The sequence below is a fragment of the Hymenobacter qilianensis genome (assembly GCF_014638675.1).
GTDB classification, from domain to species: Bacteria; Bacteroidota; Bacteroidia; order Cytophagales; family Hymenobacteraceae; genus Hymenobacter; species Hymenobacter qilianensis.
Genome location: NZ_BMFN01000006.1, coordinates 14,615 through 39,169, shown reverse-complemented (window position 1 = coordinate 39,169; position 24,555 = coordinate 14,615). Strand labels below are relative to the sequence as shown.

29 protein-coding genes are annotated in these 24,555 nt (G+C 57.3%); 13 read left to right on the top strand and 16 right to left on the bottom strand.

Features of this window, described 5'->3' with window-relative positions:
• Nucleotide 1: 1 nt before the first annotated feature.
• Together IEW06_RS19845 and IEW06_RS20890 are read left to right on the top strand one after the other, a co-directional pair.
• On the top strand, nt 2-172 hold the full coding sequence (locus IEW06_RS19845; protein ID WP_188548827.1) for a hypothetical protein: 171 nt from the start codon (nt 2-4) through the stop codon (nt 170-172).
• 6 nt (nt 173-178) lie between these two features.
• Nucleotides 179-310: a hypothetical protein gene (locus IEW06_RS20890; RefSeq protein ID WP_262891931.1), complete on the top strand. Its 132-nt coding sequence runs from the start codon at nt 179-181 to the stop codon at nt 308-310.
• Nucleotides 311-398: 88 nt separating this feature from the next.
• On the opposite strand, the gene IEW06_RS19840 is transcribed toward IEW06_RS20890, so the two are convergent.
• Complete coding sequence (locus IEW06_RS19840) at nt 399-587, bottom strand: hypothetical protein (RefSeq protein ID WP_187734583.1); 189 nt, start codon at nt 585-587, stop codon at nt 399-401.
• A 728-nt stretch (nt 588-1,315) separates the two neighbouring features.
• Between IEW06_RS19840 and IEW06_RS19835 the strand changes: the two genes are divergently transcribed.
• From IEW06_RS19835 to IEW06_RS19825, 3 genes are all read left to right on the top strand, one after another.
• Nucleotides 1,316-2,071, top strand: a complete 756-nt coding sequence (locus tag IEW06_RS19835) for a ParA family protein (RefSeq protein ID WP_188548826.1) — start codon at nt 1,316-1,318, stop codon at nt 2,069-2,071.
• A complete protein-coding gene (locus tag IEW06_RS19830) occupies nt 2,068-2,421 on the top strand; it encodes a hypothetical protein (RefSeq protein WP_187734581.1) in 354 nt (117 codons plus the stop codon). Before IEW06_RS19835 ends, IEW06_RS19830 begins: the two co-directional genes overlap by 4 nt.
• Before the next feature lie 590 nt (nt 2,422-3,011).
• The gene (locus tag IEW06_RS19825) at nt 3,012-4,235 is read left to right on the top strand and encodes a RepB family plasmid replication initiator protein (protein WP_188548825.1); all 1,224 of its coding nucleotides are present in this window, start codon (nt 3,012-3,014) and stop codon (nt 4,233-4,235) included.
• Nucleotides 4,236-4,520: 285 nt separating this feature from the next.
• Here IEW06_RS19825 and IEW06_RS19820 read toward each other — a convergent pair whose 3' ends face one another.
• The 3 genes from IEW06_RS19820 to IEW06_RS19810 form a co-directional block, all read right to left on the bottom strand.
• Nucleotides 4,521-4,829: a hypothetical protein gene (locus tag IEW06_RS19820; RefSeq protein ID WP_187734578.1), complete on the bottom strand. Its 309-nt coding sequence runs from the start codon at nt 4,827-4,829 to the stop codon at nt 4,521-4,523.
• A gap of 129 nt (nt 4,830-4,958) precedes the next feature.
• Nucleotides 4,959-5,282: a hypothetical protein gene (locus IEW06_RS19815; RefSeq protein WP_187734577.1), complete on the bottom strand. Its 324-nt coding sequence runs from the start codon at nt 5,280-5,282 to the stop codon at nt 4,959-4,961.
• Between the two features lie 105 nt (nt 5,283-5,387).
• Nucleotides 5,388-6,326 (bottom strand): ArdC family protein, encoded by a 939-nt coding sequence (locus IEW06_RS19810; RefSeq protein ID WP_187734576.1) that lies wholly within the window; start codon nt 6,324-6,326, stop codon nt 5,388-5,390.
• 310 nt (nt 6,327-6,636) lie between these two features.
• Between IEW06_RS19810 and IEW06_RS19805 the strand changes: the two genes are divergently transcribed.
• Together IEW06_RS19805 and IEW06_RS19800 are read left to right on the top strand one after the other, a co-directional pair.
• Nucleotides 6,637-7,551 (top strand): hypothetical protein, encoded by a 915-nt coding sequence (locus tag IEW06_RS19805; RefSeq protein WP_187734575.1) that lies wholly within the window; start codon nt 6,637-6,639, stop codon nt 7,549-7,551.
• A gap of 139 nt (nt 7,552-7,690) precedes the next feature.
• Entirely contained in the window at nt 7,691-8,122 is a 432-nt protein-coding gene (locus IEW06_RS19800; protein WP_187734574.1) for a hypothetical protein, read from the top strand.
• 353 nt (nt 8,123-8,475) lie between these two features.
• Here the strand turns inward: IEW06_RS19800 and IEW06_RS19795 are convergent, their stop codons facing one another.
• Nucleotides 8,476-8,670: a hypothetical protein gene (locus IEW06_RS19795; RefSeq protein WP_187734573.1), complete on the bottom strand. Its 195-nt coding sequence runs from the start codon at nt 8,668-8,670 to the stop codon at nt 8,476-8,478.
• Between the two features lie 213 nt (nt 8,671-8,883).
• On the bottom strand, nt 8,884-9,216 hold the full coding sequence (locus IEW06_RS19790; RefSeq protein WP_229743190.1) for a YnfA family protein: 333 nt from the start codon (nt 9,214-9,216) through the stop codon (nt 8,884-8,886).
• 92 nt (nt 9,217-9,308) lie between these two features.
• Here IEW06_RS19790 and IEW06_RS19785 point away from each other — a divergent pair, with 92 nt between their 5' ends.
• From IEW06_RS19785 to IEW06_RS19770, 4 genes are read left to right on the top strand one after another with little or no spacing between them, the layout of a single operon-like run.
• Nucleotides 9,309-9,683 carry an ArsR/SmtB family transcription factor gene (locus IEW06_RS19785; protein ID WP_188548824.1) on the top strand — a complete coding sequence of 125 codons (375 nt, stop codon included), beginning with the start codon at nt 9,309-9,311 and terminating at the stop codon, nt 9,681-9,683.
• A complete protein-coding gene (gene merTP, locus IEW06_RS19780) occupies nt 9,680-10,309 on the top strand; it encodes a mercuric transport protein MerTP (RefSeq protein WP_188548823.1) in 630 nt (209 codons plus the stop codon). The genes IEW06_RS19785 and merTP overlap by 4 nt, the downstream gene beginning before the upstream one ends.
• 11 nt (nt 10,310-10,320) lie before the next feature.
• Nucleotides 10,321-10,569, top strand: a complete 249-nt coding sequence (locus tag IEW06_RS19775) for a GDCCVxC domain-containing (seleno)protein (RefSeq protein WP_187734572.1) — start codon at nt 10,321-10,323, stop codon at nt 10,567-10,569.
• Nucleotides 10,570-10,615: 46 nt separating this feature from the next.
• Entirely contained in the window at nt 10,616-11,215 is a 600-nt protein-coding gene (locus IEW06_RS19770) for a cadmium resistance transporter (protein ID WP_187734571.1), read from the top strand.
• 20 nt (nt 11,216-11,235) lie between these two features.
• On the opposite strand, the gene IEW06_RS19765 is transcribed toward IEW06_RS19770, so the two are convergent.
• The 8 genes from IEW06_RS19765 to IEW06_RS19730 form a co-directional block, all read right to left on the bottom strand.
• Nucleotides 11,236-12,690 (bottom strand): efflux RND transporter periplasmic adaptor subunit, encoded by a 1,455-nt coding sequence (locus tag IEW06_RS19765; RefSeq protein WP_188548822.1) that lies wholly within the window; start codon nt 12,688-12,690, stop codon nt 11,236-11,238.
• A complete protein-coding gene (locus tag IEW06_RS19760; RefSeq protein WP_188548821.1) occupies nt 12,683-14,128 on the bottom strand; it encodes a heavy metal-binding domain-containing protein in 1,446 nt (481 codons plus the stop codon). The genes IEW06_RS19765 and IEW06_RS19760 overlap by 8 nt, the downstream gene beginning before the upstream one ends.
• A complete protein-coding gene (locus IEW06_RS19755) occupies nt 14,106-15,431 on the bottom strand; it encodes a TolC family protein (RefSeq protein ID WP_187734566.1) in 1,326 nt (441 codons plus the stop codon). Before IEW06_RS19755 ends, IEW06_RS19760 begins: the two co-directional genes overlap by 23 nt.
• Nucleotides 15,432-15,441: 10 nt before the next feature.
• Complete coding sequence (locus IEW06_RS20885) at nt 15,442-17,334, bottom strand: efflux RND transporter permease subunit (RefSeq protein WP_188548820.1); 1,893 nt, start codon at nt 17,332-17,334, stop codon at nt 15,442-15,444.
• A gap of 1 nt (nt 17,335) precedes the next feature.
• Nucleotides 17,336-18,697 (bottom strand): efflux RND transporter permease subunit, encoded by a 1,362-nt coding sequence (locus tag IEW06_RS20880; RefSeq protein WP_188548819.1) that lies wholly within the window; start codon nt 18,695-18,697, stop codon nt 17,336-17,338.
• A gap of 167 nt (nt 18,698-18,864) precedes the next feature.
• On the bottom strand, nt 18,865-19,260 hold the full coding sequence (locus tag IEW06_RS19740; protein ID WP_187734565.1) for an HYC_CC_PP family protein: 396 nt from the start codon (nt 19,258-19,260) through the stop codon (nt 18,865-18,867).
• A 204-nt stretch (nt 19,261-19,464) separates the two neighbouring features.
• A complete protein-coding gene (locus IEW06_RS19735) occupies nt 19,465-20,763 on the bottom strand; it encodes a Y-family DNA polymerase (RefSeq protein ID WP_187734564.1) in 1,299 nt (432 codons plus the stop codon).
• Between the two features lie 3 nt (nt 20,764-20,766).
• Nucleotides 20,767-21,234: a LexA family protein gene (locus tag IEW06_RS19730; protein ID WP_187734563.1), complete on the bottom strand. Its 468-nt coding sequence runs from the start codon at nt 21,232-21,234 to the stop codon at nt 20,767-20,769.
• Nucleotides 21,235-21,532: 298 nt separating this feature from the next.
• Here IEW06_RS19730 and IEW06_RS21050 point away from each other — a divergent pair, with 298 nt between their 5' ends.
• Nucleotides 21,533-21,649, top strand: coding sequence for a hypothetical protein (locus IEW06_RS21050; protein ID WP_373285391.1), 117 nt, complete (start codon nt 21,533-21,535; stop codon nt 21,647-21,649).
• 44 nt (nt 21,650-21,693) lie between these two features.
• Here IEW06_RS21050 and IEW06_RS19725 read toward each other — a convergent pair whose 3' ends face one another.
• The gene (locus tag IEW06_RS19725) at nt 21,694-22,305 is read right to left on the bottom strand and encodes a PIN domain-containing protein (RefSeq protein WP_187734562.1); all 612 of its coding nucleotides are present in this window, start codon (nt 22,303-22,305) and stop codon (nt 21,694-21,696) included.
• Complete coding sequence (locus tag IEW06_RS19720) at nt 22,305-22,760, bottom strand: hypothetical protein (protein WP_187734561.1); 456 nt, start codon at nt 22,758-22,760, stop codon at nt 22,305-22,307. The genes IEW06_RS19725 and IEW06_RS19720 overlap by 1 nt, the downstream gene beginning before the upstream one ends.
• A gap of 394 nt (nt 22,761-23,154) precedes the next feature.
• Here IEW06_RS19720 and IEW06_RS19715 point away from each other — a divergent pair, with 394 nt between their 5' ends.
• Nucleotides 23,155-24,555, top strand: a complete 1,401-nt coding sequence (locus tag IEW06_RS19715) for a DUF4365 domain-containing protein (protein WP_187734560.1) — start codon at nt 23,155-23,157, stop codon at nt 24,553-24,555.

The following is a 24,555-nucleotide window of genomic DNA, read 5'->3' as shown; positions in this document are numbered from 1 at the left end:
GATGAGAAAGTTTCTGTTTTTCCTCGCCCTGGCCATTTTCCTCTACAGCCCATACGGTCCCAGCTGGGGGCAGTTCGCGGTGAACATGAGCCTTATTGTGGCCTTTTTTAGTTTCATGAGCAAAGCTATTCCCCCGCGGCGTCACTACGACGAAGAGGAGGAATACAACTAACGGCCCATGCTCTCCACCTTCGACCCCTTTGTTTTTGCCGCTATCACAGCCGGCTCGTTCGTGCTGAGCTACTTGGGGTGTGCTATCCTGCAGCAGGTTTTTGGCTACCAGATCGGCCGTCGTAAAGACAAAGAATAGCGATGTAATTGTGCATCTACTGTATACAGAAGCCCTAATGCACAGCGCATTGGGGCTTTTTCGATGCTGTACTACTACCTCCACGGTGCTAGCTGCTCTTCAGCCACGTGCGGCAGCTCATGCACCGGGTGCACCGCATCCGTAGTTCCGTTACGGTTTCCGATTTACTGAGCACTTCCTCGTGGGTGTGCAGGGTGGTATCGGCACAGCTTGCGCAGTCGAGCAGCTCGGCATTGTCCAGCATTTCTTCCATAAAGGCGCGCTCGTCCGCATCCATGCTGGTACCGGGTTAGTTGTCATTTCGGGTGACAAGATAAGCAGCGAGAGCTGCGCCCCAGGGTGCAGGCCTATTTCCCCTATTCCAGGCTGTTCGACGACACCCTATGATGAACATAAATCCTTGCGCTGTGGCGCGGCCTTCCGCCGCATGATCTACTTCTACTTTATTGCCCGGAGAACTACGCGTACGAAAAGGGTAATTGCTGCGCGCAATTTCACTGGTGCGGGTTGATTGCCCACCCTTAAAATCACCTAAAAGCTATTGGCTATTCGCGTTGCCAGCGGTTGTTGTGGTTCTATTCTTACCCTCCTTCTCTCCTACTTTTAGCAATGGGTGAACGAAAACCTACATTGGCGGAGAATGAAATCTAATAGTCAACAAAGGCACAAAAAACCGCTTCGCAAACAACGAAACTCATATAACTAACTCATCTATTAATAGTTAGTTTGAAGCTTATGTAAAATGTGTGGCTTCCCTGCGGCTATTATGTTGACCCGATCCCTAAGCTATCGCCGATATAATTACTCTTATTACCATAATTAGCTGCATTCTCATAACTTTATTAATAGTCATATTATTCAGAGTTATAATGATTCTCTACATACTAATAACTCTTGTTATTCTCAGAATTCTGAGAATAACAAGAGTTATTAGTATGTAGAGAATCATAGCTTTGGTAACTATTACAGTAATCCGTAGTATTACGGGTATTCCAAAAATTCACTATGCAAATTATTTCCTTTGCCAACCACAAAGGGGGGGTAGGTAAGACGACCTCGACCCTGGCTGTTGCCCAGTGCTTAGCGAGTCAGGGCAAGCAAGTGCTGCTGCTGGATTGTGACGCGCAGTGCAATCTCTCCATGTCTTTCTCGACCACCCATGATAAGCACCTAGGGCACTTGCTGACTGGTCAAAGCAGTTTAGACCAAGTGGTGCAGCAGGTAGGAGCAGGGCTGTACCTAGTTTCTTCCATGCCCAAGCTCCATGATTTGGAGCGTGATCTAGCCGGACAGCCGGGAAGCGACTTTGTGCTGCGAGAGGTGCTGGAATCAGTGGAGGGTATCGACTACTGTTTGATAGATACCCCCCCTAATCTGTACACCCTGACGCATGCTGCGCTTACCGCCAGCAATGCGGTCTTCATTCCTACGCAACCGGAATATTATTCCTTTGAAGGACTCGCCACGCTGCTGGAAACCTGCACGATGATCCGCAAGCGGGTAAACCCTAAGCTCATCTTGGGGGGCGTTTTTTTCACCAAATACTCGCCTACCTATCGCAAAAAGCTTCACCATGACATGGTGGGCGTCATGCAGCAACACCCTGAACTAGGGAAGCTGTTGATGCAAACATCGATTCGGGAAAACGTCTCCCTAGCGGAAGCACAAATTCAAAAGGAAAGTGTGTATGACTACGCGCCCAGCAGCAACGGGGCCCGCGATTACTTCTCGCTCACTACTGAAATTCTCTCCCGACTATGAACAAGCCCAAATTCGGCAGCAATTTGCTGTCCGTAAATGAGAAGTTGCGAAGCCTGCAGCCCGAAGAACCAACACCAGCCCCAGAACCAGTGCTAGACCCAGCGCCAGCGTTGGCGGGCGAAGGGGAGAAAGAGCAGGATCCTTGGGTTTCCTTTACCGTGCATATCAAGCGGTCCACCTACATGCAGATCAAGCAGGCGGAATTCTGGGTGTCTGGCTTTGGCGAGATGCGCGAGCATGCGGACATTGCGTGGCAGGAGTATCTGCTGAAGCTGCCGGAATCGCAGAAAGAACTCCCGGAAAAAGTATTGGATAAGTTACTAAAAACCAGCAAAAAACTTCAGCAATAATAGTATTAAAAAGTAATAAAATGCGTTAAAAATTCACGCGCAATATACTTTTTTATACTATTCAAAGCTCACCTTATTTACCGATTAACCTTTGCCAATGCCAAAAACGCTTTGGCGACCTTTTGCAAAACATACTTTACGGGCGTCGGAAATTCTTTAAACAATGTACCTACACGAATCGCCCATTTTAGTTAGTTAGCTGAGCCGACGCCTTTGAGATATTAATTGTAGGAGACCGTTACCTTGGTGAGATAGCTTTTCAAATAGGAAGCCGTTACCTTTTGAGATAGTTTTTTATCTCACTTACCATTCTTAAAAAGCCTGAGACTTATTCCAACTTTTTATATTAGTATTTATTATACTATTAAGGCAGGCATAAGCAATTGATTATAAATTAGTTACAGGCTCCAAACGGGAGGCCGTTACCCTTGAGATAGGAAGCCGTTACCTCTGAGATAGGAGGCCATTACCTCTGAGATAGGAAGCCGTTACCTCTGAGATAGGAGGCCGTTACCTCTGAGATAGGAGATGAGATAATTGTTATTACTATCTAAAATTCCTATTTTAGCCGCTGGTTATCTCCTCAACTTATGGCTAAGAATCAGTATCCGGGTACCACGTTCGAAAAAAGCCGGAATCGTTGGAAGGCGCAAGTGCGCATCAACGGCAAAACCAAGAGCGTAGGCTACTTTGATACGCAGCCCGAAGCCTACGCGGCGGTCGTGGCGGCGAAGCGGGATACGGCCGCGGCCGTCGAACCCGAGCAGCTGCAGCAACCCGAGAGCGCCACCTATCGCTTAGAAATTCAGGACAATCGGCGCACGACCACCGTGGCCCAGAGCAATGTACTGATTGAGCACCCCTGGGCGATGACCCTCCTGGAGGCCCGCATCTTCGTGCTCTTACTGCGCGGACTGCGCCGGGATGAGGCCGACAGCAAACGCATCGTTATCCCCTTATCGGACTTGGTGGGCGATCAGGCTATCGGTGGGCGCGGCTACCAGTACCTGCACGTAGCCATGGATGGGCTGGATGCCATTCGCATCGACCTGCCCATGCCGAATCGCAAGAAAGACTATCACAAAGTGCCCCTGGTACACTCGCTCAAACTCGATAGCGGGCAGGGGACCATTTCTGGTTACTTCTCCAACGATGTTATCCCCTACCTGACCAACCTGACCGAGAACTTCACCCTGGGCCAGGTGGCGGATTTGCTCAGCATCAAGAGCCCGAACACCCACAAGTTCTATTGGATTATGCAAATGTGGAAGTTCAAGAGTCCGCACACGGTGGCGGTCGAAACGCTCCGGGACCTGACCACCGGGGAGGCCTATCCCCAGTTTGCGGATTACCGCAAATATGTACTCAAGCCGTCGCTGGAAGAGCTCAATACCCTCAATTTCGACATCTCTTACATCGAGAAAAAGAAGGGTCGTAGCGTGGACTCCATTGAGTTTCATATTCAGTACAACGGACCTAGCAAGCTCCAGCCCAAACAGCTGCAACTGCAGCTCGGCGACGCGACGCTAGCCGCTTTGCCCCCCCCCGAACAATCCCAGCCCGTACCAGTCCTAGCCGACTTTCGCGGCCGGGTGGCTGGCCGCATGCGCAAGTTCAAGCTGGAAGAGTATCAGATTGAGCGCATTCTGACGCTCACGGACAGCGAATTACAGAAGCTCATGAAAGAGACGCATGTACTTCTGAAGGAATACGAAGCGGGCGCCAAAGTATTTGATAATATTGCGGCCACGGCCATGAGCAAAATCAACAACTTATTTCCGCGCCTCTATCCTAAGACCAAGCTAAAGGAGTAGCCTGCACGAGAGCGATGCAAAAAGGTAAGAACGAACTTTCTTTTGCCGCCTAGACGATTAATCAGTGGCTAGGCTCCAATACGGCCCACATTGCTGACACTCGTGGGGGGACCGACAGCTAGTAGAGTCCAAGTAGATTTTTTCTACATTTGTCCTGCGAATACTTTCATTTGACGGGGGCCCTTGGTTGCACAGGGGCTCCCGTTTTGGTTTGTGCTTGTCGAAAAGTAGCCGTTTTATGCTGTTTGTTCCTATCGGGCAACAAGCGAAGGCGTCGGGGCTGGGTTAGGCGCCTGAGGGGGGACGGCGGTGATACTTGCGGCCAGCCACCTGCTCCACCGCTGCGGCCCGCTGCTGGGTCGCCTCATCATTGCGGGCCACTTCCGCCAGCACCACCTTCATTACCTCCGCAATCGGGCGCCCGATCAGCGTAGCCAGGCGCAGCAACTCCCCCACGGTGAACAGCGAAGGATCGAGCTCCCGTCGCTTCAGGGCGGGGTGACCGATGTTGAGCACCTTCATGATATCACGGTCAGTAAAGCGGTCGCCCTCGCGGAGCAGGTGGCTGAAAGTGGGGGGTGAATCGGGTTTCATATCCGGCGAAAGTAGCGCAAGGGCGTGAGTCGTGAAGATAATGGCCGACCTGCGAAAACTAACGAAATGGAAATGGCAGGGTACACTAGCCCGCCCAACAGGGCTGGGTGGGCTAGGGGATGGGCCCGCTTATTTATCTTCCTTCTTCCAGGCCTGCCAATCCAGCTCTCCGTTTTCTTTTCTACGCAGAAATACGGTTTGCTCATCCTTCTGCGTCTTGCCGAAGGTCACGTCCCCGCGACAGTTGAGGCATTTAACACTGGTGTACTTGAACTTGTCCTGGGCCACGCGGGAAGCTAGGTCAAGGTTGTCGGAGCCGCACAGGCCGCAGGCGGGCACATCCGGAAAGCTTAGACGGTCGTACTCGGCGATGGTGTCGTGAAAGCTGGTGCCTTGTACCTTGAAGTGAAATTGGCGGCGGCCGACTCGTTTGGTGGTGGTTAGCTCAAGCATGGGTAAAAACGTAAAATGGTGAGAGAGAATAAGAAAAACCAAAGGGAGAAAAAGGGCGGCCCTACCTACCCCCGGGCTGCACAATTCAGCCCGGGGGTAGGTAGTTTAGGCCGCTCCTGCTGCTGGCTGGACCGGCGCTGCCTTGGCTTCGGAGCCGGAGCAGAGGGGCAGCCCTAAAATCAGGTTGGCAGCCTTCTGGGCGTGGCTGGCGGCTTTGATGAGCAGCGTCTTATCTTCCTGGAGCTTGCCGAGCCAGAATTGCAGATAGGCCGCGCTGTTCTCGTCGGTGGCGGCGGGGCTCAGACCAGCGGCCCCACAGAGGAAAGCGGCCCCCATTTCGGCGGTCAGCTCCTCGCGGGCGTACCCGGCGGCTCCTTTAACCACCATGTTTTCGGCTAGGTCGGGGCGATTCAGCCGGGCGCGGTGGCCGGTGCTGTGGGTCAGCTCGTGGAATAGGGTCTGGTAATACTGCTCAGCGGCGCGGAAGCTGCTCAGGGCCGGCATATTCACGTAGTCCAGGGCCGGCACGTAGTAGGCCTCCTGCTTGAGGTGGACTAGGCGGGGGCGCTCGGCCCAACTCCTGACGATGGCTTCAGCCGCGGCTATCGGCTCGTGCTGGGTGGCCGGTGCTTCGGGCAAGTCCAGGTCAATGCCTTCCACGTCGGCCACATTGAACACGGTCGAGTAGTTGAGAAAGGGCAGCTTTTCAGTTTTGCCTTCCTCGCCTTCCTTTTCTACCAGGTTGTAGTAGATGATGGGGAAGCCCTTGGCCCCTTTGCGGATAGAGCCGCCTTTCTGCTTGGCTTGGTGGAAGGTCATAAACAGGGGCAGGCCCTCGCTCAGGAAGTGCAGTAAAAAGGCATTGACGCCGGTGTACACGTGGCCGCTGGCATAGTTGCGGGGCGCGCCCAGCGTGTGCCAGGGTTTCTGCCACGGAATCTGACCGCCTTCCATCCTGGCCAGAATGCGGTCGGTAATGACTTGGTAAGCGTCGGCTTTTGCAGTGCCGGTGCTAGGGGTGGAAGTAGTGCGAGTACTTTTCATGGGACTAGGGCTGTAGAAAGGAGCTTTGTTGCTCTTTCTATACCCTTAAGATAGCTACTTTGTTGCTATATAGCAACAAAGTAAGCAAATATTTTTGTGTGTTTTTAACAAAAAACCAGCCCCTATCTTCTGCAATCGCCTTTTTCTTCCCTTTCGTTTGCTGTGCTGTGGCACCTGTAAGCCTTGACTGGTCAGGTTGTTACTGTCCAAGCCTGAGCGGGCGTAGGTGTTACGGGCCGGCCCCGCGCTGGTAAGCAGCGGCCTTTCTGTAGTTTAGTGCCCCTTAATTTTCATTTTTGCCTAGTACCTAATGCTCTTTATCGACCAAGTCAGGGCCCAAGATGCCTTGCTTAGCCCTGAGTTTGAACGGCTATTTTCGTTGGCAGTAGAAAACCAATCACACCCCGGCGATTTATTGCTGGTATTAGAAAACGGGGCTTACCAACCCGAAGTATTAGACTTTCCAGGCGAAAACCTTAGCCCCTATGTGATCGGCCCTGGAGCAGATGGGTTAGCCTATAATACCCATTACCAGTTTATTAACCTCTACCGGCAGCGGGTTTATGCGACAACCCATAGTGAGTATTTAGCCGAAATTGAAGCACTCGTACAGGCTCAGAACTGGCCTGAGCGTGATAAGCTTGAAGAAGCGGAAGCGATATCGGTGCAACTGGAAACGTTGATTTATTTAAAAGTATGGGAATCCGACTTTGTCATCAAGCGATTATATGAGTTCGTACGCGTACTCTTTGGCGAATCGTTCGAGTGGCGTTTCAAGGTTAGCGAAAGCGCCAGAGACCGAGATGCGACGGGTGTTCGACACGAGATTATTCGACTCCAAATCAGGGATAAAGTGCGCCCTATTTCGGAGATACTGTACACCAGCATAGTCACCGCTTATAAAACGCAAATACGAAACTCTATTGCTCATTCAAATTATTCGATAATGAGCAGAAATATTCATCCTAACAACTACGTGGCCACTGACCCAGCTTCACAGTTGTATAATCTGCCGTTTGATGACTGGATAGACATGTTTCATACTACGCTGGCTGTGTACAACGAACTTATTGGTCTGGGCAATAAGATTCGACGTCATTACGCAACGCTGGCTGCTATTCAGAATAATGAAATACAGGTACTGGTGCCCGATAGAAACGGCCAACTCCAGAGTAGGATAATTATGTACCGACCGGAGTGGGATGATTTTACATACAGGCACTAACAAAAACGCGAAAAGCCTCCAAGTGAAGTAAGCACGGTAGCGAGTACACCACTACATAGGGCAAGACATGCCGCCCCTTACCGTTGCTGTCTCATGTGTCTTGTCCGTTTATTAAAAGGACCTTAACTGCCAGAAGTCTATGAGTAAGGATTCGTTGGATGTGCCGCAGGCGGATAACGCTGATGCAGCACACTTAGTAGCCACTTCCCTAATAGGATTAATACCCTTCGTGGGCGGCACTGATCTCTTCAAATTTATTGTTTCGCCTTCGCTAGAGAAGCGAAAGGAGAGGTGGATGCAGCTGGTGGCCAATGCTATTAGAGAGCTTCAGTCACAGCCGGGGTTTTCTATTGAGTTACTGCGTGATAACGAAGAGTTCACGACGTTACTGATGCAGACTACCCAAGCTGCATATAAAACTCACTTGGAGGAAAAGCATGTGCTTCTCAAAGAAGGTCTGCGCAATGCATACTTGCTGGATGCAGCTTTTGATATCAAGCATATTTACCTGAATCTGCTAGACAGGTTCAACCCAGTGCACATAGCCACACTTTTAGTGGTCGAGGATTAAAGGAGGCTTCTCAAGAGTGTAATTCAGGGGGAGAGTTTTATGATAAGCTAGTAGACTTGCGAATGCCTATTGCACTATCCACTGATGGGGTACTATTCTTAGCCATATTGGAAGACCTGCATCAAGCCGGCCTCATAGTAGTAAGTTCAGAGTTTATTATTACAGACGGTGATGTGAAGCAATCGGGTGGATATCTAGTAGTCGGGGCTGAACCGGCAGACATACAGAAGATTAATCTGACTGATTTAGGCAGCCAGTTCCTGCACTTCATTAACAGCAAATGACTGCTGCCTTCTATGCACTCGTCATAAGATGAGCTGTCTCACAATACGAAGCTTACCCTCTACAAGTACTTATGCCATCGTAAGGTCGTCATTCACGCGCACCGAAAGCCAGCCCCGGCCAACCCACCCGTTTAGCCCTTGTACCAAACTTTTAACCAAGGCCATCCCTGCTGCGGCCAGCGGTACTGTTCCCGAGTCGCGGTTGTGGTAGCGCCGGGCCGGGCGGGTGGCTGGCGACCACGCGCCCGGCTTGGGCGGGCGCACAAAGGGGGTTGTTGAACAAAAAGGAAACCGCCGGCTCGGAAGACAACGAGCGGGAAGGCTTGTAAGACGGCGCAGATGTACCATAAGGTCAGCGAAGTAGGATGGGTCTACCTGTCCCTCACCCAGGCTGTGTAAATCGAGGCGACAGCGGTTCCGACAGCGATTACGCTTGGGTCGCTTCCGCTACCCTCCGCTCTTCGTCTGAGCCAGGAATTAGCTACGGGGCCAGTACAGGATGACGCCCACGCCGGCCAGGACGATGAGCCCGCCAATCAGGTCGAGTCGGTCGGGCTTAAAACCGTCGAAATACCAGGCCCAGGCGATGGACATGACGACGAAAATGGCACCGTAAACCGCGTACGTTTTGCCGAACGACGTGAGTTGCCAGGTGGCCACGATGCCGTAGAGCACGAGGAGAATGGCTCCTACCACGCCCCACCATAGGGACTTACCTGAGCGCAGCCATTGCCACACTAGGTAGCCACCGCCGATTTCAAACAGGCCCGCCAGCACAAACAGCCCCAGGGCTTTGAAGATGGAAATCATAGAAGGAGAAGCTAATGATTACGCAAGGTATCGATTTACTATTTTAGCGTTTGCTTAAATACGAAAACACTACCTTTGTATAAATATTAGTTATGACTGCTTCTTCCTGCATCCGGGTGTTTGCCGACACCGCCCACATTGAACAGTGCCAGCAGCGCCTGTCAGCCGTGGCGCCAGAGCTGGCCGCGCTGGCCACGGTGCTGAGTTTGGCCGGCAACGAAGTGCGCCTGAAGATGCTGTTTCTGCTGGCCCAGGAGCAGCAGCTGTGCGTGTGCGACTTGGCCGACGTGCTGCAGATGAACGTGTCGGCCATCTCCCAGCACCTGCGCAAGCTCAAGGACGGGGGCGTGATTCAGGCCCGCAAAGTGGGCCAAACCGTGTTTTATTCGCTGACCCCCGCGCAGCTGCCCCTGGTGCAATCGCTGCTGGCCGCATCCTCTCTTGCTGAAACTATCCCCGCCCCATGAACCCCACACCTTCCTCCCCCGCCAAGCCTCTGGTCGGGGCGGGCCTGCTGGCCGCCTTGGCAGCCTCCCTTTGCTGCATCACGCCCCTGCTAGCCATCGTCGGGGGCCTGAGCGGCGTAGCCACTACGTTTTCCTGGCTGGAGCCCCTACGTCCTTTTCTGGTGGCCCTGACCGTAGGGGTGCTGGGCTTTGCCTGGTATCAGCAATTGCGGCCCCTAGTGGCCAAGGCCGACGACTGTGGCTGCCCGGTGCCGGGCAAACCCTCCCTGATGCAGTCGCGCGGATTTCTGGCGAGTGTGACCATGCTGGCCGGGCTGCTGCTCACTTTTCCCTATTACAGTGCCCGTTTCTACCGGTCGGAGGCACCCAAACCGGTGGCAGCTACCAGCTCAACTTTAGTATGGCAAACGAGTTCCTATCGCATTGGGGGCATGACGTGCGAGGCCTGTGCCCGCCACGTCGAGCATGATGTGCAGCAACTGCCGGGTGTGCTGAGCGTGCAGGTGTCCTATGACCAGGGCACCGCCCAGGTACGCTTTAACCCAAAAGTGACGCCTGCTGCCCAGGTAGAGAAAGCCATCAACGGCACCGGCTATTCGGTGCTAAATCCCACCCCTTCCCGCTAATCGTCCCGGCCATGATTCCCTTGAGGTCCGCCACTGCTACGCCATCCGTCACGCTGACCTCGGTGCTCACCTGCCCGGTGTGCCAGCACGTCCAAGCCGAGCAGATGCCCACTGATGCCTGCCAGTGGTTTTACGAATGCACCGCCTGCCACACCGTGCTCAAGCCCCTGGCCGGCGACTGCTGCGTTTTCTGTTCCTACGGCACGGTGCCCTGCCCGCCCATTCAGCAGCAGGGCAAAGGGGCCTGCGGCTGCTGCTAATCTCCCCCGCCCCTTCATTGTGCTCTCTGATGGGTAATTAAATGCCATGGATGGACTCGTAGGCCACCTCGGCTTAGCCCTGCTGACCTTCGCCGTTACCAACGTCGACGACTTGCTCTTGCTGGGTTTGTTTTTCAGCAACCCCCGCTATCCAGCTCGCTCGGTCGTAATCGGCCAGTTTCTGGGCGTCGCTTTTTTGGTGGGGATAAGCCTTGTAGGGCTGGTGCTGGGAAAGTTTGGTCAGCCGCAATGGATAGGCTGGTTGGGTTTAGTGCCCATTTTAATCGGTTTACGTGCGGCCTGGCGCCTGCGGGACAACTCGGTAGTGGAGGTGGCGCCGCAGGCGGTGAGTACGGGTTCCACCGTGCTGCAAGTGGCGGCGATTACGATTGCCAACGGGGCCGATAACGTTAGCGTGTATGTCCCCTTGTTTGCGACGTTGCCGGCCGTGGTCGTTGGCTTGTACTGCGGGGTATTTGCCGCGATGGTGGGCGTGTGGTGCCTGGTGAGCTATTATCTGGTTCAATACCCCGGGCTATCCCGGCTGTTGACCCGGTACGGCCACGTCATCCTGCCGTTCTTTCTCATGGCCCTAGGCGGCTGGATACTCTATGAGACCAAAGCTTACACGCTGGTGCTGCGCTAAGACCTGCATCGAGCCGCTGACTACATTTTGATGCTGGGGTCCATGCCAGCCATGGGGTCGGTACCCTGGTACAAGGCGTACTCGCTTTCCAGCAGGTAAGCCCCGCCGACCACGACTAGCGCGCCCGCGGGTACGCCGCCGGTAATGGCCACGGTCTCGTCGGTTTCGGCGCCCGTAGTAACCTTGAGGCGGCGGAAGCGGCCGGCCGTGCCCACCTGCTCCCAGACGTAGCTGCCGCGGCTGTCGCGCAGCACCGCGTCCTGGGGTAGGGTCAGAGATTGGACCGTTGCGGTGGGGCCCCGACTGGGCAGGCGCACGTTGGCCTGCATGCCCGGCTGCAGCCGTCCGCCGGCGTTGGCCAGCTGCACGCGCAGCAGCGTCACCTTGCTGTTGGCCTCCCGCTCGGGGCTCAGAAAGACCACCCGGCCGGAGTAGGCATCGGGCAGACCAGCGACCTGTACCTGCACGGACTGGCCCATCTCGACGCCGGCCACTTCTTCGGGGTAAAGCTGGGCTTCCACCCAGACCAAGGAAAGGTTGGTGAGCGATACCAGTAAAGTGCCCTCGCCCACGTACTGCCCTTCCGTCACGCCCACGGCCTGCACCAAGCCCGCCTGCGGGCTGTAAAAGGTCAGCGACGATGTCGGCCGGCCCGTGGCGGCCAGGGTGCGCAGTTGCCCCTCACTCATCCCTAGCAGCCGCAGCTTCTGGCGGGCGCTGGCCACCAGGCGGCCATACTGGTTACCACTCGTGCCCATGGCCCGCTGCTGGGCCAAGCTCAGCACGTATTCCTGCTGCAGGGCCTGCAGCTGCTCGCTGTAAATGGATACCAGCGGGGCCCCCGCGCGGATGGTCGCGCCGGTCTGGCGCACGAACAGGCGCTCCACGCGCCCGGCTACCCGGCTGCTCACCGTGCGGGTCTGGTTGGCGTTGGCCGTGATGGTGCCCGTGAGCACGGTAGTGCCCGCGGCGCTACTGGCGGTGCTAGCGGCACCCCCCAGCGCAGCCACGCGGATGCCCGCCAGCTGCCGCTGTTGCGCGCTCAGCAGTACTTCCGGCGCGGCGGCTGGCCCGCCAGCCGTGGCCGGCGCAGCTTTGGCCGCTTTCACGAGGTCCATGCCGCAAATGGGGCATTTGCCGGGCTGCTTCCGGCTAATCTGTGGGTGCATCGGGCACGTGTAGTGCGTCAGCGCGGCTGCCGGCGCGACGGCCGTAGCGGGTGTAGCCGCCCCCCCCTGTTTGGTGGCTTTTACCAGGTCCATGGAGCAGACGGGGCACTTGCCGGGCTCGGCGCGCACAATCTGCGGGTGCATGGGGCAGGTGAAGTAGGTGCTGGCGCCGTCGTGGGCATGGGCGTCCTCGGGCGGGGCTTGCTGGCAGGCACCGACCCCCAAGGTCAGCAGGCCAGCCAGCAGCGCGCAGGCCAGCAAGCGGCCCTGAGTCCAGCGGGCGGGCAGGTAAAGGGGCTTATTCATCGCGGTAGTCGGTTTTGGCTGGGGTGGAGGCGGCAGGCTGAGCGGCCGTCGTGGTTTGAGGCGTTTGCACAAACCCTTCGCTGTCCACCAAAAATTGAGCGTTGGTGGCCACGGCATCCTGCGCGCTTACGCCTTGCAGGATTTGCACCTGCTCGGCGCTGCGGCGGCCAGTTTGCACCAACACGGCTTGAAAGGCGCCGCTGCGGCGCACAAACGCCACCTCGCGATTGCCCAGGTCCACCACCGCGGCCCGGGGCAGCCACAGCCCGCCCGCGACCGGCACGCGGACGATGCCCGTGAGCAGGGCGCCGCTGCGCAGCCGCTCGTCGGCATTATTCAGGTGCACCCGCACGGCCCCGGTGCGGGCGCCTTCGCGGAAGAAGGGCTCGATGAGGTCGATGCGCGCCTGCACTGCCCGTGCCGGGTTGTTTTCGGGCAGCACCCGGATGGTTTGCCCCACCTGCAGGGCCGCCAGCTCATCGGGGCGGGGCTCGAACACGCCCCACACCTGCTGGGTGTTGACCACCCGAAACAGGGCTTGGCCCGTCGTCACGTACGCGCCTTCGGTGAGCGTGAGCCCGGCTTCGGCGGGCATGGTTGCGGCCGCCGGGACGCTGGCGGCGGCCCCGCCCCCCATGGGGGTACCCCCGCCGCCGCTCATGCCCCCGGCTTCTGGAGTCGGGGGCGGCGGCAGGCCGGCCCCGGGCTGGGCGGACTGCTCGACCACGTAGCCGGAGTAGGGGCTGTAGAGGGCCACGCTGTAGGTGGGCTTGCGGGTGGCGATGGTTCGATTGATTTGCGCGTCGGTCAAGCCCAGCAGGCGCAGCTTCTGGCGGGCGCCCCGCAGCAGGGTCCGGTTCTCAGCGTCTTGGGTGAGAATGAAAATCAGCTCCTGCTGGGCCGTCACCAGCTCGGGGCTGTAGACTTCGAGCAGCTTCTGACCTTTAATCACAGGCTGATAGTTGTAGCGCACGAGCAGCTTTTCTACCCGCCCACCGAAGCGGGCGGCGATGACTTCGGTGCGGCGCGTGTCGTACTCCACCCGGCCGGTCAGGGTGAGTGAGAGGTCGGGGGCGCCTGTCGACGGGTACACCGTGGCCTGGGTAGAGACCACCGTGGCGTCGGGTGACTTGAGCAGGTTTTGCAGGCTGGCGCTGGGCTGGGCCTGCGCCCCGCCGCCCTTGCTCTTTTTCACGAGGTCCATGCCGCAGATGGGGCACTTGCCGGGCTTATCCCGAATAATTTGCGGGTGCATGGGGCAGGTGTATAAATCCCCGGCGGCTTCGTGGTTGTGCGCGTCAGCGACGCTGGCCTCCGGGGAGTTGGTGGCTCCCGAAGGCTTTTTATCCGACTGGCAGGCGCTCAGCAGTAAAGCCAACGGCAGGGCCATCAGCACGAGCCGGGCCCGCCAGGGGCTATTGTTCCAGCTCTTTTTCATATGCGATTTGCTGGGTGAGTTGTTGTTGCAGGTTGTCGAGGTATTCGAGCCGGGTGCGCTTGAGCGTGGTCCAGGCTTCGAGCACCTGAAAGAGCTGGCCGGTGTTCTGCTCGTAGGCCAGCATGGTGGCCTGGTAGCTGCGGCGCAGGGCCGGCAGGATGCGGCGCTCGAAGGCCCGGGTCTGTTCGCCACGCAGCGTCAGGTCGTTTTGCAGGCCAGCCAGCCGGCCACTGGCTTCGTTGAGCACGGCCTCGCGCTGCTTGCGCAGGGCCTGGGCTTCGAAGCCCAGGGCAGCGGTGTTGGCGCGGTACTCCCGCGAAGCCCAGGGCGCGAGCGGCAGGCTCACGGAGCCCATCAAGGTAAACTGGTTGGCCCCCGCGCCCAGGAAGGGCATGTGGTCGAACTGCACGCCGAAGTCAGGCAGGCGGCGGCTGGCTTCCAGGTTCTGGCTTAGGCGCACCGTCGTCAGGGCCCGGTCCAGGCTGCGGATGTCGCTGCGGCGACCAGCCAGCGCGGCCGTGTCGGCCGGGGCTGTAGTGAGCGTGGTTGCCGACAAGACCGTGGTGTCCACGGCAAAGGCCTCGGCGCGGGGCCGGTTCATGAGCGTGTTGAGCATAATCAGGTTTTGCGCGGCCAGGGCATCGGCCTGCCGGTGGTCGTTGAGGTGCATCTCCAGCCGGGCCTTGGCATCGTAGATGCTCGGCAGCGTGGCCTGGTTGTAGGGGTAGCGCGCCTCGGCCAGCTTGATGAGGAAGCGCAGCAGCTCCTCGTTTTCGTCCAGCACGGCCAGTTTTTTGGTGAGCACGGCCTGCTCGACGTACAGCGTTTTGGCCTGGGCCCGCAGCTGCACCAGCCGGAACTGGCGGTCGGCCAGCACCGAGGCCGACTGCGAACTCAGGTACTCGCGCCGGGCCCGCTGCTTGGCCGGGTTAGGTATCATCTGCTCCACCGATAGGATGGCCTGCCCCTGCAACTGATTGTTGCCGGCGCCGCCGCTGCCCATGCCGCTCAACTCGCGGGCCTTGCGTTGGTTGTAGGGCGTCATCCACAGGCCGGCGCTGACCTTGGGCGCTTCCCAGCTGTTGTAGCCGGCCGCCGCGGCTTCTTTGGCCTGGGCCTGGTAGGCGTACTGCTGCACGGCCGGGTTGCGGCGCTCCACACGCTGCAGCACCGAATCGAGCGGCAGCACGGGGCCACTAGGGGCCGCCAGGTGCATGTCCTTGTTCATCTTTTGGCCGTGGGCCAGCTGCGGGCCCGCCGCCAGCAGGGAGGCGACCAGTAATAGATTAAGCCAGTAGTTCATGGGGCGACGATTAATGCGAAACTTCGAGCACATCGATTTTTCCGAATTTGCGCAGCTCGTACTCCTTGGTGTAGAGGAAGATGAGCGGCGTGACGAGCAGAATGTGGGTGGCCGATGTGAACACCCCGCCTATCATGGGCAGCACGATGGGCAGCATCACGTCCGAGCCCGTGCCCGAAGCCCAGAGCACCGGCACCAGGCCGAAGAGCGACACCGAAACGGTCATCAGCTTGGGCCGCAGGCGCTTGGCCGCGCCGTGAAACACGGCCTCCTGCAAATCCTCTTGGGTGATGGTCTCCGCCGAGTTGCCCTTCAGCGCCACCAGCTTCAGCATGGCGTCGTTGAGGTAGATGACCATGATGACGCCCGTTTCCACCGCCAGCCCGAACAGGGCAATGAAGCCCACCGCCACCGCTACCGACAAATTCACGCCGTAGAAATACACCAGGTAGGCCCCGCCAATCAAGGCAAAGGGGATGGTGATGAGGCTCATAAAGGCCTCCCGCACGGAGTGAAAGGCGAAGTACAGCGCGCCGAAAATAACGATGAGCACCAGCGGCAGAATCAGCTTGAGCGTGCGCTGCGAGCTAATCAGGTTTTCGTACTGCCCGCTCCACTCCAGGTAGTAGCCCTGAGGCAGCTGCTTCTCCAGGCTCTGCAGCTTCTGCATGGCGTCGTCCACGGTGCTGCCCAAATCGCGGCCCCGCACGTTGAAGAGCACGGCCCCGCGCAGCTGGGCGTTTTCCGAGTTTATCATCGGCGGCCCCTCGGTGTAGCGGATGCTGGTCACGGCCGAGAGGGGCACGGGCCCAAAGCTGGCCGTTTGGATGGGGATGCGCTTGAGGTCGGCCAGGCTGTTGCGGTAGTCCTGGGCCAGGCGCACGTTGATGGCGAAGCGGCGCCGGCCCTCCACGGTGCTGGCGATGGGGGCCCCGCCGATGGCCGACTCCACCACCTCGTTTACCTGGTCCACGGTCAGGCCGTAGCGGGCCAGCTCGGGGCGGTTCATGTCAATTTCCAGGTACTTGCCGCCCGTCACGGGCTCCACGTACAAATCTTCCACGCCGGGCACGCCCTTGAGGGCAGCGTTGACTTGGTTGGACACCTGGTTGATGGTGCTCAGGTTCTGGCCGTACACCTTCACGCCCACGTCGGTGCGGATGCCGGTGCTCAGCATGTTGATGCGGTTGATGATGGGCTGGGTCCAACCGTTGACCACGCCCGGAATCTGCAGCTTGCCGTTCATCTCCTCAATGAGCTTCGCTTTGGTCATGCCCTCGCGCCACTGGTCGCGGGGCTTGAGCAGGATGATGGTTTCAATCATGTTGATGGGCGAGTTGTCGGTAGCCGTACTGGCCCGCCCCGCCTTGCCGAGCACGCTGAGCACCTCGGGGACCTGCATGATGATTTTGTCCTGCACCTGCAGGATGCGCTTCATCTCCGTGTTCGACACGTCGGGCTGGGCCACGGGCATGAACAGGATGGAGCCCTCGTTGAGCGGGGGCATGAACTCGGTGCCCAGACTCATCACCAATGGGATACTGACCAGCAAAGCCAGGATGTTGATGGCCAGCGTGGTTTTGCGCCAGCGCATCACCCAGTGGAGCATCGGCGAGTAGATGCGCTCTAGGAAGCGGTTGAGCGGGTTTTGGTCCTCGGTTTTGAACTTGCCCTTTAAAAAAAAGGAGATGAGCACCGGGGCCAGCGTCACGGCCAGGATGGCGTCGATAATCAGAATGAAGCTCTTGGTCCAGGCCAGCGGGTGAAAGAGCTTGCCCTCCTGCCCGGTGAGCAGGAACACCGGAAAAAAGGAGGTGACGATGATGATGGTGGAGAAGAAGATGCCCCGCGACACCTGCTTGCTGGAGGACTCGATGATTTCGAGTCGTTTGGTGTTGTCCATATTAGGTCGGAGTTGAGGTGGAAGGGGCACTGGCCGAAGGCGATGGGCAGGCGGGGCCAGGGGCCGGAGAGTCGGTGCCCGAGGGGCCGCTCGCCGCCTCCCCGGCCTGGTACTCGGCCAGGTTGCGGTAGGCGTTTTCAGTCATCACGATGCCGTTGTCGACGATGACGCCGATGGCCAGGGCAATGCCGGTGAGCGACATGATGTTGGAGGAGATGTCGAAGGCGTTGAGCAGAATGAAGCTCGTGGCAATGGTAATCGGAATCTGAATCAGGATGCTCAGCGCGCTGCGCCAGTGAAACAGAAACAGCAGCACGACCAGCGATACCACTACCATCTCTTCAATGAGCGTGTGCTTGATGGAGTCCACCGAGTCCTGAATAAGCCCGCTGCGGTCGTACACCAGCTGAAACGAGACGCCGGGGGGCAGGCCGGCGCGGATTTGCTCCATCTTGGCCTTCACCCGCGTGATCATGGCGTCGGCGTTTTCGCCGTAGCGCATCACCACAATGCCGCCCACGGCCTCGCCCTCGCCATTCAGGTCCATAATGCCCAGGCGGGCCTCGCCCGTCATCTGCACCGTGGCCACGTCCTTGATGCGCACCGGCGTCGTGCCTTTGGTAATAACCGGCACGTTTTCCAGCGTGGCCATACCCTGGATGTAGCCCGTGGTTTTAATGATGTAGCCCACGCCCGCCTGCTCGAATTTGCGGCCCCCGGCCTCGTTGTTGTTGCTGCGCACGGCGGCCAGCACCTGCGGCAACGTGAGGCCGTAGTAAGTCATCTTAGTGGGGTCCACCGTGACTTGGTACTGCTTCTGGAAGCCGCCGAAGGAGGCCACCTCGCTCACGCCGGGCACGTTTTGCAGGCCAAACTTGACGTACCAGTCCTGCAGGGCGCGCTGCTCGCCCAAATCTAGGCCGGGCGCTTTCAAAGTGTACCAGAGCACGTGGCCTACGCCGGTGCCGTCGGGGCCCAGCGTGGGCGTGACGCCGGCGGGCAGCAGGCGCTGGGCGTAGTTGAGGCGCTCGAGCACCTGCTGACGAGCCCAGTAGATGTCGGCGGCGTCCTCGAAGATCAGGAACACGAAGCTCATGCCGAACATGGACGTGCCACGCACCGACTTGACCTTAGGCAGGCCCTGCATATTGGTCACCAGCGGGTAGGTCACCTGGTCCTCCATGATTTGGGGGCTGCGGCCCATCCATTCGGTGAAGACAATGACCTGGTTTTCGGACAGGTCGGGGATGGCGTCGATTTTGCTTTCGCGCACCGAGTACGCCCCCCATACGAACAACCCAGCGGCGAGCAGCAGCACGAGGTAGCGGTTCCGCAGGGATAGGGAAATGAGTCGCTCAATCATAATCTGATTAGCAGCAAGAAGGATGGGTGGGCACGGCCGCGCCGGAAACCCCGGGTGGGGACATCAGCGGGCCAGACAGCCGGGATAGGGGCCCAGCCGCTCTACCACGGGCAAGCCCAAAAGCCCCGCAGCCAACTGGCCGGGGGAAGCGAGTAGCAACCCGAACGCTAAATCAAAAAGGCGTGCCCGCGCACGTAGGCGGGGCACTCGGGCGGGGGCGCGGCGTGCGCCAGCAGGCGGGTGGCCGGCTCATCGACGGGGTACGCTAGCTGGGTTAGCTGCCAGACCACTGGCAACAGGGCCGGGGTGGGGGCCACCTCGGGCGCCTGCAGCTGGAAATGGGTCGCCGTCAGCTGCAGGTCCTGGGCCGCGCTGACGACTTCCTGATCGTGGCAGCAGCCGCAGTCCGGCGCGCCGGTATCTTGGCAGCAGCAGTGCTTATCCGCGTCGGGGGTGACCGTTACCGCCGTCAGGGCCTGCCCACAGAAGTGCATGCTGTAGACCAGCCCAGGGCTGGACAGCAGGTAGCTAAAGAGCAGAAACAGGCTGACGTAGCGTTTCACAAAGAGAGCAGACTGGGATGGTCCCGGCGTATCCGCAAAGTTACGGGCTGGGTAAGCGGGGAGTTTTATAGAATCCGGTTTAGAACTTATACAATTTCGTAACCATGCTCCCCATAGATTAGGCCCCCATGAGCAGGTAATATGTCACCTGTGTCGTGGGGTGCTTAACAGTACATTTAGTAGAACGCCAGCTGAGTCACAAGCTTAACCAACCAGTAGAAAGTCTTCCAGTCGGGTGGTATACTGCGGCGTGCGCCACTGCGCTTGCCCGGCCCAGGGAGCGACGTGCTGGCCGGGCGCTAGGGCCGTGGCGGCGAGCTGCACCGTGCCTTGGCCAAAGCGGCGGTTCAGAGCGTCCAGCTCGGCCATCAGGCGAAGGCGCTTTTCCGAGACGGGTGCGGCCTCAAACAAGGTCAGTTGGGTTTGCCCGGCGGGCTCCAGCCCGTCGAGGATTACGCCGGCCTTGGTGTAGCGCATCCCCGGCTGCCAGAGTTTTTTCAGCGCGGCCCGGGCGTAGCGCACCAACTCCACCGTGTCGTTGGTCGCCACCGGCAGCGTGAACAGGGTGGAGCAGGAATAGGGTGGGGGCTCGGTTCCAAAGCGGCTCTTACTCAGGAACACCGTCATGGTATGCGCGGCATCGCCTTGCCGGCGTAGCTTCTCGGCTGCCCGGGAAGCAAACGCACTCACGGCTCCCAATACGTCGGGAAACGCACTTAGCGGCTTGCCGAACGTGCGCGAGCAGCACAGGCTGCGGCGCGCGAGCGTGCCGTCTTCGCTCGGGGCCAAGCCCAGGCAGGGATAGCCCTGCAACTCCCGCACGAGGCGGGCGCCGACGACTCCCCCCAGGTGCTGGCGGGCGAAAGCCTCGGAGCAGCCAGCCAGACCCGCCGCCGTGGTGATGCCGGCCGCGTAGAGCTTTTGGGCGTATTGGCGGCCGATGCCCCACACGTCCTCTACCGCTACCTGGGCCAGGGCCCAGCGCTGGCGCTCGTCGGTGTCGAGGTAGCACACGCCACCCATGTCCGGGTTCTTCTTGGCTAGGCGGTTGGCCAGCTTAGCCAGGGTCTTGGTGGGGGCCACGCCCACGCAGGTGGGGATGCCCGTGCGGGCCAGCACGTTCGCCCGGATGGTGCGGGCGAACGACTCCAGGCTGTCGACCACAAAGCGCTCCAGCCCTTGCAGGTCCAGGAAAGCCTCGTCGATGGAGTAGATCTCCACCTCGGGCACCACCTGACCTAGATACCACATCACCCGCCGGGACATATCCCCGTAGAGGGCATAGTTGGAGGAGAAGACGGCCACGTCGTGCTGCAGCAGCAGGGGCTTGACCTGGAAGTAAGGGTCGCCCATCTGCAGGCCCAGGGCCTTGGCCTCCGAACTGCGTGAAATAAGGCACCCGTCGTTGTTGGATAAGACCACCACGGGCCGGCCCTCCAGGCGGGGCTGGAAGACCCGCTCGCAGGACACGTAAAAGTTGTTGCAGTCGACCAATCCGAACATACGCTAGTCGCGGGTGCGCAGTAAGGCCGACAATTTGCCCGGCACCAGCTCGTGCAAGACGTGGGTGACCACGCCCCAGATTTGCACCTGGTCCGCGTCGTGAATCTGCCAGGGTTCATAGGCCGGGTTCTCGGGCTTAAGCCACCAGGTGCCGTGCTCGCACACTAAGCGCTTGACCGTGCATTCGCCCTCCACCACGGCCACCACGATGTGGTTATGGTCGGCTTCGAGCTGCTTGTCCACGGCCAGCAGATCCCCGGCGTGGATCTCGGCCCCGCTCATGCTCTCCCCGATCACGCGCACCAGGTACGTCGCGTCGGGGTGGCGCAGCAAGAGGCGGTTCAGATCAAAGGTCTCGTCCACGTGGTCCGAGGCCGGGGAGGGGAAGCCCGCCGAGACCTGGCAGCTGAACAGGGGTAGCAGAAACGAGGTGTCCGAGTCGGGGACGGGCAGCAGTTCAACAGCACGCATAGGGGGAGGAGGGAAGAGCACGGCCCCTAAGATACGTATTACTAATAGGATTAGTATAAAAATTGCTAAAAAATGTAGTGAAAGAAGTTACATAAGCAGGGCCAAATCACCAGTCCATGCCTCGGTCACCCTATAAAAGGACCGTTTCCGTAGACTCAAATAACGATCGGGTAGGATTCGTAAAATGGCTATCAAGGCCGATAAAAAGTCTCGAATTGTTGTCTCATGAATCAATGTGTCAGCATCTTAGGATTTACTGACTTTTTAAGACTAAGCCATGATTTGAGGCTACGCGCGGGTGTCCACTCAGCAGCAACAGCTGCACCTACAACTCGATGCCCTCCGTGCCTACGGTAATAGGTCGAGTCGGTACTTGCGCACGAATAAATGCTCTGACAGTCTGAACATGATATAGCCCGCCAGTGTATAATTTTTCTGTATGCTTTGACTAGTTACGCTTCAAACTCGCAGCTTACCTGCAGCAGCCTGAAAGGTAGCCACGTAATCGCTATTTAGCCTATTAAGCTCTTCTAATATAGATGACTTACTAAAGTCCTGTCTGTTGCGCGAAACAAATAGCTTTGGGGCATCGGCCGGTAGCTCACGCATTGCGGCTAATACACAAGCATAAATGAGCGCGTCTTGTACTTGCAACCCGTGTCGTTCGGCTAACTCCTGCGCTTCTGCTACACTAGTTGGCGTAAGGGCCGGACCGGGAGCTTCTTCTATAAGTTCGGCTACTATTGAGTAGAGCCGTTGTGTTTGAGTACGCGTACGTTCAGCCAGCAATGTGGTTAGTGTCCGTTTAAACGCATCCATTGCATCGGCATCGCTGTCATCTTCCCGTAGATGCTGCTCAATCTGTGTAAGCACATATTGCTCATACTGGGCTCGCTCACTTTTCAACGGTCGTAATCGCTGAAAAGCCTCACTTAACGCGTAGTGAGGCACATAAAGCGTATAAGGTGGTGGAGTGCTTCGTGCCTGTTGTCGGATGCGCTCGCAATAGTTGTACTCCTGCTGGCGCAGTGCCAACTCCAGTACGAAGTTAGTCTCCAGAAAAACGTGCATTATCCTACTTCTGCCTCCAAGTGAATATACCCCTTATAGATTAGGGGATGCAACCCTGTTGTTACCAACCACTGTTGCCCAGGCATTTCTAACAAGGTAGTGGCAGGCTTAAAGATGATCGAGCTGAGCCAAGAATAAATCAGCAACTCAAACTCGCGACCACCAAGGGTAATCAGTGGCACTTTAGTTAAGTCGACATACCGCTCCAGCAGGGTGGCAGTGTCGCCTTCATAGGTTGGCTCCATCGCAAGCGGAGGCCACAGCCAGAACTTTTGCGTGCTAATGAATAAGAAGTAGCTACTGGAAACAGTAGCTGTCACTTGCTCCCTTATCACTTGAGCCACGCCAACTATATCAGCCCTACTGGACTTTTTGGCTTCAATGATTAGCTGTGTAGTACCATCCTCAGACTTCACAAGCAAATCCGCCCGCAAGCGAGAAGTTGAAGTATACATAGACTATAAAGCAAGCCAAGCGTAGACTGAAAGTGACTGTTTTCACAAATATACGTGCTTGATATACTACGGGGTCAGTTGTTTTGGGTTGATACACTCAGTCTGTGTCATTTTTGTAAGGCTCAATTACCAGCCGTTGAAGGCTGGATGAGGTATCTGCGATTCAGGTATTATGCTAGGTTTATTACTGATGATATTTAATGGCTTTAGGCTACTAGCTGCAGCATTTGTACGCCTTAATCCATTTACTATTAGGAGTAGTACAAGCATAGCTGAACAGATAGATCTGTCTTAAACAATTTAACAATTAAGCTAAAATTGTAATTAGCTAAGTGATTTATCGTCGCTTTAACGGCTATCTTGTGTATTATATGCATGCTCAAATACTTAGTAGATGCCAAAGACCGTACTTGCTTCGCACATTGTGGGAGAACGAGGCGTCAATGCCTTCGAGAATTATTGTAATCGCCATCAGCCCTATATAATCTGGCGCGAGACGACTAAAAACGACTTTGGCATTGATGGTGAAGTCGAGCTGACGGAAATCACCGCTGATGGTAAGACCCGTCCCATTTCACAGACGCTGAAGGTCCAGATTAAATCAACCCAATCGGAAAAAAGCTACATGCAGGATGAGACTGCAGAAAGCTTTTCATTCTACCCGAAGGATGCAGATTTAGACTACTGGCGCAGCTACCGACAATATGGGTACGAGGTGCTATTGGTCGTATTTGACGGGCGTAAAGGAGAAGAAAAACTGTATTGCAAGCTAGTAAGCGGGGTAGACGAGGTCCGCTTGCAAAAGATGGGAAAACGCAAGACTAATCCTATCGTGTTCTCCAAAACCGACAACTTGTTGGTGGCTGGCCAACATGGGTTTGATGTGAAGTACCGCGCTTCGTTTGCCGGCCGGGTCGATTACACGGCGACGGAAGTCCTAGATACGAATATGTGGCCCTTCCGCTCAGTGCCCCGCCAGCTGTTTACGTATCCAACCCACTACAAAAGCAAGAAGGATATCTTCAAGAACATCACCAACGACGAAGCTCCTTATTTTATCATCAATAATTCGCTGGTCTATACTTTTGTGCCATTGGAAAAGACGTTCCAGAAGTTCTTCGTGCACGTAATTTCCGAGGGGCAGAAGCGCACCGAGTATCTGTTCCGAGATGTGGTGGATTCGGCCGTGCTACGTAGTCACTATGTGGAGCTGCTCAACGAGTACATCCGCGACTTTATGGGCAAGCGCGGGTTGAAGTTTCAGCGGGACTTTCGGCGCTATTACTTCACACTGCGTGAGCCTGAAGTGGAACGAATGGCCAGTTACACCTCGCGCGTACACCGTAAGAAGATTGAAAAAACAGTGGTGAAATACTATGAATACGCTGCTGATAAATTCTACCGCCACGCAGCCGTCAGCTTACAGCCGCTCTTTGTAGAGGACCGAGTGTTGCTCGTGGTGAGCCCTAAGTACCTTTTTACTTTGGACCGCACGACGCCACTCCCGGGCGACAAAATCACGCGCTATACCAATTATCTCAACGCACGAGTGTGGAACGATGGCGTGCTGAGTCAACTGCATTTCTGGCACGATTTCCTGGCTCGTAGCGGCAGTGAAATCACGATTTTCGACGGGACGGCTGTCAATCAGGCTTCAATTACCCTAGGCAACGCAGTCAACTTCGATGTGCCGTTTGGCATTCCGCTCGAAGGGGAGAAAATGTCGCTCCGCCAGAAGGGGCGCCCGGCGGCTACCCCTCGCCCCCAGCTAACCTTACCCGGCTTATTCGACTAA

Coding starts and splice junctions, on each gene's coding strand:
- merTP (WP_188548823.1), top strand. CDS start 9,680: ATGAACCCCACACCTTCCTCCCCCGCCAAGCCTCTGGTCGGGGCGGGC.
- IEW06_RS19830 (WP_187734581.1), top strand. CDS start 2,068: ATGAACAAGCCCAAATTCGGCAGCAATTTGCTGTCCGTAAATGAGAAG.
- IEW06_RS19785 (WP_188548824.1), top strand. CDS start 9,309: ATGACTGCTTCTTCCTGCATCCGGGTGTTTGCCGACACCGCCCACATT.
- IEW06_RS19790 (WP_229743190.1), bottom strand. CDS start 9,216: ATGATTTCCATCTTCAAAGCCCTGGGGCTGTTTGTGCTGGCGGGCCTG.
- IEW06_RS19755 (WP_187734566.1), bottom strand. CDS start 15,431: ATGAACTACTGGCTTAATCTATTACTGGTCGCCTCCCTGCTGGCGGCG.
- IEW06_RS19800 (WP_187734574.1), top strand. CDS start 7,691: ATGAGTAAGGATTCGTTGGATGTGCCGCAGGCGGATAACGCTGATGCA.
- IEW06_RS19735 (WP_187734564.1), bottom strand. CDS start 20,763: ATGTTCGGATTGGTCGACTGCAACAACTTTTACGTGTCCTGCGAGCGG.
- IEW06_RS19765 (WP_188548822.1), bottom strand. CDS start 12,690: ATGAATAAGCCCCTTTACCTGCCCGCCCGCTGGACTCAGGGCCGCTTG.
- IEW06_RS19845 (WP_188548827.1), top strand. CDS start 2: ATGAGAAAGTTTCTGTTTTTCCTCGCCCTGGCCATTTTCCTCTACAGC.
- IEW06_RS19810 (WP_187734576.1), bottom strand. CDS start 6,326: ATGAAAAGTACTCGCACTACTTCCACCCCTAGCACCGGCACTGCAAAA.
- IEW06_RS20890 (WP_262891931.1), top strand. CDS start 179: ATGCTCTCCACCTTCGACCCCTTTGTTTTTGCCGCTATCACAGCCGGC.
- IEW06_RS19815 (WP_187734577.1), bottom strand. CDS start 5,282: ATGCTTGAGCTAACCACCACCAAACGAGTCGGCCGCCGCCAATTTCAC.
- IEW06_RS19820 (WP_187734578.1), bottom strand. CDS start 4,829: ATGAAACCCGATTCACCCCCCACTTTCAGCCACCTGCTCCGCGAGGGC.
- IEW06_RS19825 (WP_188548825.1), top strand. CDS start 3,012: ATGGCTAAGAATCAGTATCCGGGTACCACGTTCGAAAAAAGCCGGAAT.
- IEW06_RS19715 (WP_187734560.1), top strand. CDS start 23,155: ATGCCAAAGACCGTACTTGCTTCGCACATTGTGGGAGAACGAGGCGTC.
- IEW06_RS19720 (WP_187734561.1), bottom strand. CDS start 22,760: ATGTATACTTCAACTTCTCGCTTGCGGGCGGATTTGCTTGTGAAGTCT.
- IEW06_RS19770 (WP_187734571.1), top strand. CDS start 10,616: ATGGATGGACTCGTAGGCCACCTCGGCTTAGCCCTGCTGACCTTCGCC.
- IEW06_RS19760 (WP_188548821.1), bottom strand. CDS start 14,128: ATGAAAAAGAGCTGGAACAATAGCCCCTGGCGGGCCCGGCTCGTGCTG.
- IEW06_RS19730 (WP_187734563.1), bottom strand. CDS start 21,234: ATGCGTGCTGTTGAACTGCTGCCCGTCCCCGACTCGGACACCTCGTTT.
- IEW06_RS20885 (WP_188548820.1), bottom strand. CDS start 17,334: ATGGACAACACCAAACGACTCGAAATCATCGAGTCCTCCAGCAAGCAG.
- IEW06_RS19835 (WP_188548826.1), top strand. CDS start 1,316: ATGCAAATTATTTCCTTTGCCAACCACAAAGGGGGGGTAGGTAAGACG.
- IEW06_RS20880 (WP_188548819.1), bottom strand. CDS start 18,697: ATGATTGAGCGACTCATTTCCCTATCCCTGCGGAACCGCTACCTCGTG.
- IEW06_RS19775 (WP_187734572.1), top strand. CDS start 10,321: ATGATTCCCTTGAGGTCCGCCACTGCTACGCCATCCGTCACGCTGACC.
- IEW06_RS19725 (WP_187734562.1), bottom strand. CDS start 22,305: ATGCACGTTTTTCTGGAGACTAACTTCGTACTGGAGTTGGCACTGCGC.
- IEW06_RS19840 (WP_187734583.1), bottom strand. CDS start 587: ATGGATGCGGACGAGCGCGCCTTTATGGAAGAAATGCTGGACAATGCC.
- IEW06_RS19805 (WP_187734575.1), top strand. CDS start 6,637: ATGCTCTTTATCGACCAAGTCAGGGCCCAAGATGCCTTGCTTAGCCCT.